The organism is Stenomitos rutilans (assembly GCF_059505485.1).
In genome coordinates this window covers 1-13,102 of the sequence record NZ_JCACKR010000088.1, presented here as the reverse complement: position 1 = coordinate 13,102, position 13,102 = coordinate 1, and the positions used below count along the sequence as shown (strand labels likewise).

Below are 13,102 nucleotides of genomic sequence, written 5' to 3'. Positions count from 1 at the left end.
GCATCGACTGGTAAAGCTCATAATCCTTTCGGCAAGAGCTTGCCGATCGTCCGATTTTGAGGCACAAACGTTGCTTGAGCGACGCGCTGAATATCCTGGGCCGTGACAGCCGCGATCGCGTCAATTTGTTTGAACAGGTTGCGCCAGGTACCCGTTTTCACGTCGTACTCTAACAGGGCTTGCGCCATGCCCATATTGGAGTCGAGTGATCGCAACAAGCCTGCCCGTGCCTGAGTTTTCACGCGATCGAGTTCCTGGGCCGAAACGGGTTCTGACTTCACGCGATCGATTTCAACGCGCAGTGCCGCTGCCACTTCATCAACGGTATGTCCCGGAGCCGTCAGCATGTAGAACAACATCAAATTGGGAAATTTATTGCCTGGGAAGCCGCTAAACCCAGCCGCATTGAGCGCCAACTGCTGTTTTTCTACCAAAGACTTGTACAACCGTGACGTGCGCCCATCGCTGAGAATACTGGTGATCATGTCGTAGATGGCGTCATCTGGATGTTTTAGTGCTGGACGGTGGTAGCCTTCCAGGTACCAGGGTTGCGTCTCTAACCGGAGCGTCACCTCTCGCAGTTCGGTCTGAGCAGGTTCAGCCGTCACAACTTCTGGCGGTGCAGGCTTGGCCTTGAAGCGTCCAAAGTAAAGCTGAGCCAGCCGTTTGACTTCGGTAGGATTCACATCACCGACAACGGCGATCGTCAAATTATTCGGCGCATAGTGAGTTTCAAAAAATGCCTGTACATCTTTGCGCGTCAGCCCTTGAATATCGTTGTTGTAGCCAATGACCGGGCGACGGTAGGGATGCTCCTTAAAAGCAACACCCGAAAAGGCTTCCACCATCTGACCGATCGGTGAATTATCTGTGCGCAGTCGCCGCTCTTCCAAAATCACATCTTTCTCTTTATAAAACTCCCGAAAAACGGGTTCTAGAAACCGCTCAGATTCCAGCGACATCCACAGTTCAAGCTTGTTTGATGGAAAGCTGTAGAAGTAGCGCGTTGCATCCGTTGAGGTGTTGGCATTCAGCCCCACACCACCCGCTTGCTCCACAATGCGTCCCATCTCGTTTTGCTTCACCAGCTTCCCTGCCGCTGCTTCCACCTGGGCAAATTCCGCCTGTAACGCTTTAAGCTTTGTTGTTTGCCCCTGTGCAGTTGCCGTTTGAATCTGCTCTGAAAGCCGATCGAGCTTGTCTAACAGTGGCGCTTCGGCGTTGTAATCGGCGGTGCCAATGCGTGTCGTACCCTTAAACGCAAGATGCTCTAAAAAGTGCGCCACGCCTGTTTTGCCGTTTGGCTCATCGGCTCCGCCCACATCGGCATAGGTCAGAAAGGAAACGACAGGCGCTTGGTGCCGCTCCAGCACGATGAACTTCAAGCCATTGTTGAGCTGAAATTCTGTGACTTGCTGTATCACCCGATCAAGATAGGGCTGAATCGACTGTGCAGGCGATGGCTTTGTCACGGGTGCCGTTTCTGTGCGTGCCCACACCGCAGCAGGAACCGTGCCCCAACTGAGCAAAAGCGCCAGGGTAAACGCCAGTGGTTTAGCCGTAGGGCGCAAGCACAACCGGATGGCAGTAAAGAAAGAGGAGAGCGATCGGCAAAACTGAAGCATAGATAACCACAAGTATGCAGTTCTCAGGATAACCTGCGTTGGCGGCCGTAACGTCAGTCGTTAGAGTCGCTTGTATGGCTCGAAACGGGACTGCTTGTTCAAGGCAGAGCTTCCGCACGCTTCGTAATGGCAAAGCCCATCAAGAGAAAAATTGCAGTTAATGAAGACAGTTTGTAGCGCACAGCACATCGTTAAAGCTCTGACATCCGTACTGTAAACGGTGTAAAAGCTTGATGAGTACTGTATACAAGCTAGGAGCCGCTGGGAGGGTTGCGGCTCTGTCAATTGTGCTATGGGTTTTGCCCAAAGCATGGCAGCGAAAGGATGCTATCGATTGGCAGCGGTTGGCTGGCGAAACGTGCTTCTACTGATTCGTTGCAACGTTTAAAGTTTACCTGTGTGAGGAGTTATGTTTAAAGCCACGATCGCTCAGACCACTTTACTGATCGCACCCTTCATTGTCTGGAGTTTGCCTGGTCAAGCCACCATTGCAGCAAAGGATATCGAAAGTCAGCAGCCGGCGGTTGAGGCGATCGCGGCACCAGTTATCGGGCCATCGATCGTCCAGCCTTTAACCGTTGCTGCAACACCCGTAGAGGAACCCTCCTCACCACCTGCTGCCGCGATCGCTGACTCACTGCTCTTGCCGGATGCCCAACAGCCTCAAAGCACTCCGGGCATGGAGCAGGTCACATCCATTTCACAACTAACAGATGTAAAGCCAACTGACTGGGCTTTTCAAGCACTTCAATCGCTTGTAGAACGCTATGGCTGTATTGTTGGTTACCCGGATAAAACTTATCGCGGTAACCGTGCTGTCACTCGCTATGAATTCGCGGCTGGCCTCAACGCCTGCATGGATCGCATCAATGAATTGATTGCCGCAGGTACTGCTGATCTGGTCAAGAAAGAAGACCTCTTGGCGGTGCAAAAGCTCCAGGAAGAATTTGCGGCGGAACTGGCAACCTTGCGCGGTCGAGTCACGGCTCTGGAAGCCCGTACTACCACCCTGGAAAAGCAGCAATTCTCCACAACCACCAAATTGAATGGGTTGGTGTGGTTTAACTTAACCGCAGCGGGTGCCGATCGTCCGGTGACCGCAGAACGGCGCTTTGCCAACAACGCCTTTGCTGCCCCTACGCGCAATCCAGTGACGCTGGTGCCATCACGGGTACAGCGGAGTAATCCGGAGACCACATTCAGCTACTATACGTTCCTCACGTTCACCACCTCATTTACGGGCAAAGATTCATTGATCACCCAACTCACCGCAGGCAACGGCAATTCCCCTGCCAATGAGTTTGTCTCAGCAGGCTTTTATAATTCCTGGGGCACTCCTTTTCTCGATCAAACGGGAACGCTCACGGCAGGTTCAGTGACCATTCGCGAATTGTCTTATACGTTCCCAATTACTAACAGTGCGCGGTTTGTGGTGGGGCCTCGCATTAACTTCTACCGCTATTTTGATGTGAATCGTTTTACGTTCTTTCTCACTGGAGCGAGCAGCTATAACTCGAACGGTAGTACCCTTTCCAATGCGGTCGATCGGGGTTCTGGAGCCGTCTTGATTTGGAACCTTAGCCCACAGTTTCGCTTTACAGCCGCATATCTGGCTGAAAATACCGAATTTTTGAATCCGTCTGGTGGCTTTAATACCTCTAGTAACCCCTCTGCGGGCCTGTTTAACAGCACCAATACCATTACTGGTGAACTGGCTTTTTCACCCAGTCAAAACTTCAATCTGCGACTGCTCTATACGCGCTCTAACATCAAAGCCTACAATGGCTTCATTGGTGGCTCGGTAGGAGAGCCATTGCCTTATGGCTATGCCGATGATGGTTTTGGAGGGCGAGTTAATGATGCCGATGCCGATACAGTGGTTGTCAACTTTGATTGGCTGATCACCAGTCGCTTTGGTATTTTTGGACGCTATTCCTATGGCAGTACGAAGATTGATCCGGTGAGCGCTGCGCGATCGGGCGGCAGTGTAAATGTGCAAGCAATTCAGTTTGGCTTGGGCTTTCCCGATTTGGGCAAGAAAGGCGCGTTGGGCGTCCTCTCCTTTGTGGTACCCCATGATTATTTGAGCGGTCGGCGTTTCTTGCTGTCGGGTGGCGGTGATGGAGGCACTCAGTATGAACTGGAAGCCTCCTATTACTACCCGTTAACCAGGAATATTGCGCTTGTTCCAGCCTTCTATGCAATCTGGAACCCGAATAACTTTGATAGCAATCCCACCGTTTTTGTGGGCAATCTTCGCGCCCAATTTAGCTTTTAACCGTCCGCTTTCTTTGCCAAGGGGCGCAAAACCATCATTCCTTGGGTAAAAGGGCTTATCGACACCGCGAACAAATGTATGACAGCAGCAGAAGTGTTAAAACCACTACTACTTATGTGCCAGAGACGTGTGCAAGATAACAAACAACTCCGCGATGAGGTCAACATTTTGTAACGTCATACACACCAAATTAGGAATGGTTTGCCTATTGTATACAGTGTACAACTTGTGCGTATGCAGCGACCCTATCACTACAGCCCTGTGAGCAACTTGCCTAAAATTGACACCCTAGTAAACGCTGAGGCTAACGCATGACACACGGAGAAGTTCACGCTGAGGACAGACATTTGTCCGCAGATTCACCCAAATTACTATATGGCTTACACGACAAGCCGCCGTTCAAAGATGCCCTCTTTGTTGGTTTGCAACATGTTTGTGCCATCTTCATTCCGATCGTGACGCCGGGACTGTTGATTACAGGCGCGTTGGGACTCGATCCAGCTAAGGCGAGTTACATTCTGGGGATGTCTTTGTTTGTCTCTGGGCTGGGTACGTTTATTCAGGTACGTCAGTTGGGGCCGATCGGTTCTGGTTTGTTAAGTGTTCAGGGCACAAGCTTTGCCTTTGTCACGCCGATTCTGGCCGTTGTAGCCATCTCGTTGCAAAATGGTAAAACGCCTGAGCAGACGCTTTCACTCATTTTAGGACTGTGCTTTTTTGGGTCATTCATTCCCATTATTCTCAGCCGCTTTCTGCACCTGACGCGCAAGATTTTTACCCCGTTGGTGACGGGCACGGCTGTAACGCTGATTGGGCTTTGCTTGATTAAGGTCGGGATGTTTTACATGGCAGGCGGTGGCAAGGCAAAGGCGATCGCCGCAAAAGCGCCGGATAGTCCGCTTGCGTTTGGTAGTTTGCAAAACTGGGCGTTGGCCTTGACGGTTTTTGCGATCGTTGGTATTTGTAGCGCCAGCGCCAACAAGTATTTGCGGATGGGTTCCATCATCATTGGGTTGTTTGCTGGTTTCATCATTTCCACGTTCCTGGGCATTACTGACTTCAGTAAGCTGGGTTCGCTGCCAATCATCAATATTCCGATCCCCTTTCGGTTTGGGCTGGGGTTTGACTTTGTGACGTTCGTGTCCTTTGCCATCATCTATATCGCGCTAACGCTCGAAGTTTTGGGCGACATTACAGCCACATCAATGGTGTCGGGTGAACCGATCGAAGGCGCAACCTACTTCCGTCGGCTTAAAGGCGGCATCTTAGGTGATGGAGTGAACTCACTGATTGCCTCGATTTGTGGTACATTTCCCATCGTGACGCCCGCTCAAAACAATGGCATTATTCAGCTCACTGGTGTGGGTAGCCGTTATGTTGGCTTTTTCGTTGCGGCAATTCTGGTGCTGCTCGGTTTGTTTCCGATCGTGGGCGGTGTGCTTTTAGCCATTCCCACGCCGGTCTTTGGTGGAGCCGTTATGCTCATGTTTGGTACCGTTGCCGTAGCTGGGTTTAACATCCTCCGCGCCGTCAGAATGGATAACCGTGCTTTTGTAATTCTTGCCGTTTCGTTAGCCGCAGGCTTGGGTGTCACCTTCCTGCCAGAAGCACTGGAGCATTTCCCCACTGGTGTGAGAAGTGTGTTGGAATCTGGGATTGCGACCGGCTCCATTTGCGCCCTGGTATTAAATATTGTGATGCCAAAGCCAAAGGAGGCTTCGATCGCGGAGAGGGAACCAATCCAGGCAGAGGCAGGCGTTCCCGTAAAATCAGAATAGGGGCTTTGCTCAGGCGTTCGTTTGACCCTTATGCTTTGTAAGTTGTCATCGGTGCGCCTGCATCGGCCGTTAACCCTGATCAATGCATGATCAATAGTAGTCATCCTTTAAAGAATGGAGAGAGCAATGCTCAAGTTTCTTACCCGTCGGTTTAGCGCTCTAGCGCTGTCGTTGGTGCTGTTGTTTAGTGCGGTTGTAGACTATCCCAACGTTGCAACACAGCCCGCGATCGCGCTCACTCCACTCAGCAGCAGCGCTGGTGAACTGGCTGTTCTTTTAGCGGATGCCGCTGTAGTGGCTGATCCTGAAGTAGACGCAGCCGCAGCCGCAGCCGATCCTGAAGCGGCCAAGGAAGCTGCCGAGGACGCGCTTAAGGTGGAAGCCAAAAAGCTAAAAGAAGCGGAGAAAGCCGAAGCGAAAAAGGTAAAAGAAGCCGCTAAGCTGGAGGCCAAGAAGCTGAAAGAAGCGGAAAAAGCCAAGAAGGAAACCGCTAAGGCTGAAGCGAAAAAGGCAAAAGAGGCTGCTAAGCTAGAAGCCAAAAAAGCCAAGGAAGCCGCTAAGCTAGAAGCCCAAAAAGCCAAGGAAGCGGAAACCGCTAAGGTTGACACAGAAGCGAAGTCCTAGTTTCAGTATGCTGTCAATCATCGTTTGGCACTGGAACAGGCTCCGCCGTTAAAGCGGCCTCACTCGCTGAATGCTTACCTGTGAATGGTTCAGTGAGTGGGGCTAGTTTGTCTGTTGAGTGGACAGCACCAAAGCAACGGTCTCAACTGATTAAAGCCTGCATTTGCACAAAGCCTGAATTTCGAGAGGGAGCGATGACTGTAGTTCCACGTCATGAATCACCGTTTAGCCTATCCGGGTATCTCATCAGTGATGGCCCCGCAGGCTTCTTGTTAAGCTGGGTCGCTGGGTTTGTGGATACGTCCGCCTTTATTATCTTGTTTGGCATTTTTACCGCTCATGTGACCGGCAACATTGCCCTTGCAGGGTCATCGTTTGTGGCATCCGATGAAGGTACGACCATTACCCGGCTCTTAATGCTGCCGACTTTTATGCTGACGGTGGCGTTAACGTCGCTGTTGGCACGGTATGCCCGTCACAAGCAGTGGTCTGTGTTTGCTGTGTTGCTCACGGCAGAAGCGATCGCGCTGGGCATCTTTTTGATCATCGGTACGCAACTCTCTCCAGCGTTACTGCTGGACGTGCAGGAAGAATACATTCTGCCGATCGGCATGGCAGGTGTGGTGGCAATGGCGATTCAAAATGCGCTGATGAAAGAAGCCAAAGGCGTGTTTAAGAGCTACATTCCCACGACGGTGATGACGGGCAATACCACTCAACTGACGATCGACCTGGTGCAGTTTGCAACCGCGAAGCTATCGCGCTCACCCAGCGAACTGACTAAACAAGAAGCGGCAGAAGCGTTAGAGCGCATGAGCCGCTTCATACCAGTCATTGCAGGCTTTGCGCTGGGTGGGTTTGCCGCCGCCTTTTTTGTCTTGCTGTCAGAGTCGTGGTGGAGTCTGGCCTTTCCGTTGCTGGTGATTTCTGCCCTGGCGATCGCGGCTTATGTCGAGCATACGCCAGCACCAGGCTTAGAAAACCATTGAAGGCGGCTGAACGGGTGGTGGTTTAACGTTTAAGGAGAATCTTAATGAAACGCTTTTTTGTGACACTTGCAGCCTGTGCTGTCTTGGCGCTGAGCCTTTTAGGGGTTGCTGGCTTTGCTCAGGCACAGCCCTTGACAACGAGCTTTGTGCCAACCCTTCTGGGTGCTGAAACGACTGCCTCTCCTGAAAAATTGATTGAGCAGGTGAGAGAGCAGATTTTGCCCCAGTTTGAGAGTATTTTGAGTCCCGAACAGCGCGATCGACTTCAGACTGAGATTGTGGACGCAAAAGTCAGCCTCCGCAAAGCATTCAAAAAAATCACGCTTTCCACCGATCAAAAAACCAGGCTGGCAACGGTGTTCAAATCCCTTCCCAAAAAGGATATCTTTGCCTCGCTGACCCCGGAGCAAAAGAAGGGGCTTTTCTCTAAGAAAGACTTTATGCCCACGCCTGAAGCCATCAGCGACAAGATCAACGCCAAAATGCAAATGGCAAAGGACAAAGGAGCTATGATGCCTACGCCAGAAGCGATTAGCCAAAAAATTAACGCCAAAATGAAGCTGGCGCAAGAGAAGGCTGCTACTAAAGCCGCACCAGCCCCAACCGCTGAGAAAGCGACTGAAGCGCTCAACGCGATCGAGAGCAAAGTAGCAGACTGACGCAATGGTTTCTTTTGTCTCAACTCAACTGGCTCATCTGATTGCGCCACAACCCATGAACACTGAGTTCTCACCATTCTTAAAGGCGATTATTTCGTTTGCGCACCCGGTGCTCATGCTGGGTGCGTTAGCGGCAACGCTCTATGCCCTTTACCTGGGCATTCTCGTTCGGCGTACCCGCAGTGCTGATGCGGAGGCCCGCAAGCAGATGATTAAAGCAAAATACAATCAGCGGCACTTTCAATGGGGTGCAGTGCTGTTAGCCGTTTGGGTGATTGGCACGGTGGGCGGCATGACAGCAACCTATCTGCTTTACCACAAGCTGTTTGTCAGCCCACATTTGGTCGTTGGCCTGAGTACCATTTGCTTTGCCGCGCTGGCTGCCATCTTTGTGCCGTTGATGCTCCAGGGTAAAGAGTGGGCAAGGCTGTTGCACATTACCTTTACGTCCCTGGTGCTGGGCTGCTTTCTCGCGCAAGCGGTTACAGGGTTACAAATCGTTCAAAAAATGATCGGTGAGATGCTTAAAACGGCGTAACGGGTTGCCCTGAGAGGTTCAATGATGATGAATGAATTAATGCGCGAACCGCTCAATCTGGTCGTGCTCCTCATAGCGATTTTGCTTGCCATCCCGCTCTTTAGCTGGCTTTTGACCCTTGTGCAAGCCACCTTTCGCGCTGCGTTTTCGATCGCGGCGATCGGCCTCATTGCCGCACTGGTTTTGATCGTACTGTTTGGTGTGAGTCCCGATCAAATCGTCCATCAAGTCAGTCGTGTGCCTCAAGCCTTACAACAGATGGTCACCGACGGTAAGGCTCCGTGGAAAAACATGTCGCAAGCCTACGACAAGTGGTAGCACGTGGTTGACGCAACAAGGCGCGATCGCTGGCTTTTAACTCATTCTGTCTGGACGTTACGCGCAGTTAAGCCTGTGCTGTTTTCAACCAATTCAAACTTCACGCGGTTTCCTGGCTTCACAGTGCGGTAGCCTTCTCCAGGAATGGCCGTGAAGTTGAAGAAGATGTTATCTCCAGTGTCATCTCTGGCGATCTCACCATTGCCAGATGGCAGATCAAACCAGCGGATTGTGCCTTGCGCAACGGGTAGCCCATTTGAGCCTAAAGGTGGAGCGCCATCGGCCCAGGTCTGCTGTGGAATACGAATCTGCTTTACCTGTGGGGTGTTGTAGGCTTCGTAGCGGTAATCCGATCGCTGTGACATTAATGTCCGCAGATCGTGCCGCAACTCCTCAAGGGTCGGTCGTCCCACAAAAAACCAACCATTGTAGATTTTGTAGATGCTGAGGTCAGAACGAAGGATAAACGTATAAGGTTGGGCGCGATAGGCATACTCCCCTTCTGTTTCGTCCAGAATCTTGATTTGTTTGATGAGTGACCGCTGTTCATCTGCTAAAAACGGCCATTGTGCCCCTAAGCCTGCGCGAAACGCCGCTTGCACCGGGGGCGGATCAGCGCCGATCGCCACGAGCTTGCCATAGTTAACCATCAATTCGTCTTGAAACTGCACCAGTTGACGAAATTGTTGACGATCGCGCGGGCAGAAGAACCCCCGGTAAAACACCACAATTAAGGGAACCCCATCCAAAAAACCAAGGTGTTGATCCATTAGCCCTGGCTGGGTGAACTGGGAAAGCTGAGTAGGTTCTTTTTGATGATTGGGTAATGTCACATCGGGAAAGCGATCGCCTACCTGAATTGTGGTCATGCTTATTGCTCCCTAAGTGCATAGCCAACACCGCGCACAGTATGAATCAACCGCTTTTCACCTTGTTCTTCTAATTTCAGGCGCAGGTAGCGGACATAGACTTCAATAATATTTGAGTCGCCCATGAAGTCGTAACCCCAGACTTTTTCAAGAATTTGATCGCGGGTATAGACCTGACGGGGATGGTTGAGCAAATATTCTAATAAATCAAACTCTTTTGCAGTCAGGTCAATCGATCGCTGCGCGCGGCGAACTTCACGGGTGCGACGGTTTAGGCTCAAGTCTTCAAACTGCAAAACATCTTCGTCCGCCTCTTGAGTACGCCGCAAATGGGCACGAATCCGCGCCAGCAGTTCTTCAATGCTAAAGGGTTTAACAACATAGTCATCAGCCCCAGCATCTAAGCCTGTGACACGATCGCCCACTTCATCCCGTGCGGTGAGCAAAATAACGGGTACTTTACTGCCCGTAGCGCGTAACCGCCGACAGAGTTCTACTCCCGTCAAACCCGGCAGCATCCAATCCAAAATCGCTAAATCTGGCTCCGATTCTCGCGCTAGCGACAGCCCCGACATGCCATCATGAGCGACACTCACTCGATACCCTTCACTGCTTAACTCCAGTTCAACAAAGCGAGCTAGTTTAATTTCGTCTTCAACTAAAAGAATATGTGCTTTCATCCCGTCTCTCCTGGGGCAGTCAAGGCAATGCCGATGCCTTGCTCGTCGATGAGTGTTACGCGGTCGATCGCGCTATCGCTTTACTCTAAGCGAAATCATTTACAAAGAATGAGTTTTTCCTGAGTTAAATCGTAGCTTTTGCTGAAATTAGTATCACCAGTGTAGATCTCAAACGATTGTTTACAGAATTGCTTAGACGATTATTTAGATTCATGATCAACGTGCGGCTAACAATTTGCGCCTGCATCGGCCAATAGCAAGCTTTGATCAAGGCTATGGTTCAAAACCAATCAATTCAAATCGAGTGAGATTCATGACCGTACTCAACAACTTGATTGCAGTCAGTCTAATTCGATCGATTTCATGGTTGTTGATAAATGACTTTTTTAGCTTTATCTTCTTAGTCTACATTCATTGGCTGGTCAGTTCTTTCTCATAAAAGTCAGTCAAGCTGTTTTTGTTGGCTCCTGACACCGTTCAAGCCAAAGGGCACATCAAATTGTTCCATTCGTTTTGAGGCTTCCAGATGAAAGGGTTACTTTATAGTGGTTTGACAGCCTTATTGCTCACAACAGCAACTGCCGCCACAGCGCAACAGGCAAACAGAGTGCAGGCAGAAATTGCACAGTCTGAACCATCGTCAATGATCTTTAATTTTAGTGCGCCCATCATTACAAACTCTGGGCTTCTGGGCAGCACCCAATTCATTCGCGTTGCGGTGATTGGTATGACGTTAGAAGACTTACAAATTGCTATTCCTTCCCAGATGGAACGCTACGATCGCGTTCGGGTCGTTGACCAAACGGGCAAAGAGGTGAGTGCAAAAATTAATGACAGCAAGGCACAAGTAGGGATCACGTTTGACCAGCCTGTAGCGCCTGGTGGCTACTTGCAAGTAGAATTTGTTGGCGTGCGAATGACTTCAGTCAACGATGGCATTTTACTGTACGGCGTTACGGGTAAGCGCGTTGGCACCAGGGGCAATATTCCCATTGGTACTGCAAGAATTCAGCTTCCTATTAGAGGTTAAGCGGTTATGAGCCGAGGTTCGTGCCGATCTTGCTTGCAGGGTTGGCACGGGAGGGTAATGATCCTGTATCGTCTGAGGCTGTAGTTCAGCGTTACTAGACACTGGGGCTGGCGACGATCGCGGTACAATTTGGCTCAAAATGGAGTTTTGTATGGTAACTGAACAAAACAAGGCGATCGTACTTCAGTTCTATAAAGCCTTTGACGATCGCAAGATAGATCAAGCTTTAGCGCTTCTTGCTCCAGACTTTGTTGCTCATATAGCAGGGATGCCAGAGCCATTAGACGGAGAAGAATTCAAGCGGTTTGGGATGTCATTCTATTTAGCTTTCAGTCAGGGACAGCATATCTTTGACGAGGTCATAGTAGCAGAGGATAAAGTGGTGACGTGTGGAACATTTACAGCAACGCATCTCGGTGAGTTTCAAGGTCTTCCACCAACAGGTAAGCAAATTAAATTATCTATCATGCACATTGATCGAATGGAGCATGGAAAAATTGTCGAACATTGGGGACAGGGTGATGCGCTTGAGTTGATGCAGCAATTGAGGGTTATCTTTTTGCCAGGTCCAACGCTACTTCCGCCGATATTAAAAGGTATGGCATCAAAACTGGTTGAGAAATTCGTGTAGAAGCGAGATTGACAGAGACCATCACGTTAGCCGTGAGACAGTGATGTCGATCGATGAAAAATTCAGATCTCGAAAGTAGTTCTAAATCTATGAGCACGAATCGGATATTCAATAGTGCTGATTTTTTTCAGTCATGCGATGGAGAACCTATTCGATCGGTCATTACCGAGTCTAATCATGCCGTTGTGGTTGCCTGGTGTATCAGGCCAGGGCAAAAAATTGCGGCGCATATCCATCCCAATGGACAAGATACCTGGACAATTTTGAGCGGCAATGGGAACTATTATATGGATCAAACGGGGCTGACACAGCCAATCACTACTGGGGATGTAGTAGTTGCACCGATCGGCTGTGTGCATGGGGTTTATAACAATAGTGATGAGCCATTGGTGTTTATTTCAGTGGTGACGCCCGCCGACGCAGGCTATCAGCTTGTCGAGTCAGTGCGGACCGTGCATTCTCAGCCATGTTGAGCAAACTGCCATGCGGCGGCGTCTGGTGGCTGCCAAACGTTGGGCTAAACCACGCGCCGTTGCTGGAGGCAACGCCTCGTACAAAGACGCTATTTCATGTCAAGGTTCAGCAGGATATTAGCGTGCTTGCTTTGGTAGGCAACCATCTTGCCTTGGGAAACTAAATCTTTGAGAGACTGTGGTTCTTTTTCACTCCAGTAGACAACAGAGCATTTTGGCCTGCGGTCGTTTCTGGAAAATTAGTTAGACAGCTGTTATGGTTTCAGAAACTCACAAAATTAAAGTTGACAGACCACTAGGCAATGGTTTAAGGATTTTTCGCTGCGTTACTTATCCGCGCTGAATTGCAAGTTCGCACTCGCAGAACCAAGTCTACTCAAGAAACTCGTTGTTAAAATGTCGCTCCACTGGCGATCGAGAATAACACACTGGCTGATCTTCATGAGCAATTTCTACAGAGCGATCAGGGTGCTCCTGCGATCGCTGGCTTGATGAAGCGATGTCAGTTGGGTAGAGACTGCTTACAGTTATGCGTGTAGCTAATCGTGTGTTCTATCTAACTTGCGTGCTGACGGTACCAGTTGATGGTGCGTTGCAACCCTTCCTCCAA

The 13,102-nt window shown here is 50.2% G+C and carries 15 protein-coding genes; 12 read left to right on the top strand and 3 right to left on the bottom strand.

From position 1 onward, the window contains the following. Positions 1 to 17: 17 nt before the first annotated feature. On the bottom strand, positions 18 to 1,625 hold the full coding sequence (locus tag AC5JLP_RS15830) for a M16 family metallopeptidase (protein WP_496068891.1): 1,608 nt from the start codon (positions 1,623 to 1,625) through the stop codon (positions 18 to 20). Between the two features lie 233 nt (positions 1,626 to 1,858). Here AC5JLP_RS15830 and AC5JLP_RS15825 point away from each other — a divergent pair, with 233 nt between their 5' ends. From AC5JLP_RS15825 to AC5JLP_RS15790, 8 genes are all read left to right on the top strand, one after another. Beyond that, on the top strand, positions 1,859 to 1,996 hold the full coding sequence (locus tag AC5JLP_RS15825) for a hypothetical protein (RefSeq protein ID WP_496068890.1): 138 nt from the start codon (positions 1,859 to 1,861) through the stop codon (positions 1,994 to 1,996). A 38-nt stretch (positions 1,997 to 2,034) separates the two neighbouring features. Beyond that, positions 2,035 to 3,903, top strand: coding sequence for an iron uptake porin (locus tag AC5JLP_RS15820; RefSeq protein ID WP_496068889.1), 1,869 nt, complete (start codon positions 2,035 to 2,037; stop codon positions 3,901 to 3,903). 311 nt (positions 3,904 to 4,214) lie between these two features. Next, positions 4,215 to 5,681, top strand: coding sequence for a uracil-xanthine permease family protein (locus AC5JLP_RS15815; protein ID WP_496068888.1), 1,467 nt, complete (start codon positions 4,215 to 4,217; stop codon positions 5,679 to 5,681). Positions 5,682 to 5,807: 126 nt separating this feature from the next. Continuing rightward, positions 5,808 to 6,305, top strand: a complete 498-nt coding sequence (locus AC5JLP_RS15810) for a hypothetical protein (protein WP_496068887.1) — start codon at positions 5,808 to 5,810, stop codon at positions 6,303 to 6,305. Between the two features lie 194 nt (positions 6,306 to 6,499). Beyond that, positions 6,500 to 7,294: a YoaK family protein gene (locus AC5JLP_RS15805; RefSeq protein ID WP_496068886.1), complete on the top strand. Its 795-nt coding sequence runs from the start codon at positions 6,500 to 6,502 to the stop codon at positions 7,292 to 7,294. 44 nt (positions 7,295 to 7,338) lie between these two features. Continuing rightward, positions 7,339 to 7,953 (top strand): hypothetical protein, encoded by a 615-nt coding sequence (locus tag AC5JLP_RS15800; RefSeq protein ID WP_496068885.1) that lies wholly within the window; start codon positions 7,339 to 7,341, stop codon positions 7,951 to 7,953. Between the two features lie 4 nt (positions 7,954 to 7,957). Then, on the top strand, positions 7,958 to 8,491 hold the full coding sequence (locus AC5JLP_RS15795; RefSeq protein WP_496068884.1) for a DUF4079 domain-containing protein: 534 nt from the start codon (positions 7,958 to 7,960) through the stop codon (positions 8,489 to 8,491). Positions 8,492 to 8,512: 21 nt separating this feature from the next. Then, complete coding sequence (locus AC5JLP_RS15790) at positions 8,513 to 8,809, top strand: hypothetical protein (RefSeq protein ID WP_496068883.1); 297 nt, start codon at positions 8,513 to 8,515, stop codon at positions 8,807 to 8,809. Between the two features lie 41 nt (positions 8,810 to 8,850). Here AC5JLP_RS15790 and AC5JLP_RS15785 read toward each other — a convergent pair whose 3' ends face one another. Beyond that, a complete protein-coding gene (locus AC5JLP_RS15785; RefSeq protein WP_496068882.1) occupies positions 8,851 to 9,678 on the bottom strand; it encodes a cold shock domain-containing protein in 828 nt (275 codons plus the stop codon). Positions 9,679 to 9,680: 2 nt separating this feature from the next. Continuing rightward, entirely contained in the window at positions 9,681 to 10,358 is a 678-nt protein-coding gene (locus AC5JLP_RS15780; RefSeq protein ID WP_496068881.1) for a response regulator transcription factor, read from the bottom strand. 526 nt (positions 10,359 to 10,884) lie between these two features. On the opposite strand from AC5JLP_RS15780, the gene AC5JLP_RS15775 reads away from it, so the two are divergent. The 4 genes from AC5JLP_RS15775 to AC5JLP_RS15760 all read left to right on the top strand — a co-directional run bounded on the left by AC5JLP_RS15775 (position 10,885) and on the right by AC5JLP_RS15760 (position 12,656). Then, the gene (locus AC5JLP_RS15775; protein ID WP_496068880.1) at positions 10,885 to 11,388 is read left to right on the top strand and encodes a hypothetical protein; all 504 of its coding nucleotides are present in this window, start codon (positions 10,885 to 10,887) and stop codon (positions 11,386 to 11,388) included. A gap of 151 nt (positions 11,389 to 11,539) precedes the next feature. After that, positions 11,540 to 12,019, top strand: a complete 480-nt coding sequence (locus AC5JLP_RS15770; RefSeq protein WP_496068879.1) for an ester cyclase — start codon at positions 11,540 to 11,542, stop codon at positions 12,017 to 12,019. Positions 12,020 to 12,108: 89 nt separating this feature from the next. Continuing rightward, positions 12,109 to 12,492: a cupin domain-containing protein gene (locus AC5JLP_RS15765; protein ID WP_496068878.1), complete on the top strand. Its 384-nt coding sequence runs from the start codon at positions 12,109 to 12,111 to the stop codon at positions 12,490 to 12,492. Next, positions 12,486 to 12,656 carry a hypothetical protein gene (locus AC5JLP_RS15760; protein ID WP_496068877.1) on the top strand — a complete coding sequence of 57 codons (171 nt, stop codon included), beginning with the start codon at positions 12,486 to 12,488 and terminating at the stop codon, positions 12,654 to 12,656. The genes AC5JLP_RS15765 and AC5JLP_RS15760 overlap by 7 nt, the downstream gene beginning before the upstream one ends. Positions 12,657 to 13,102: the final 446 nt, after the last annotated feature.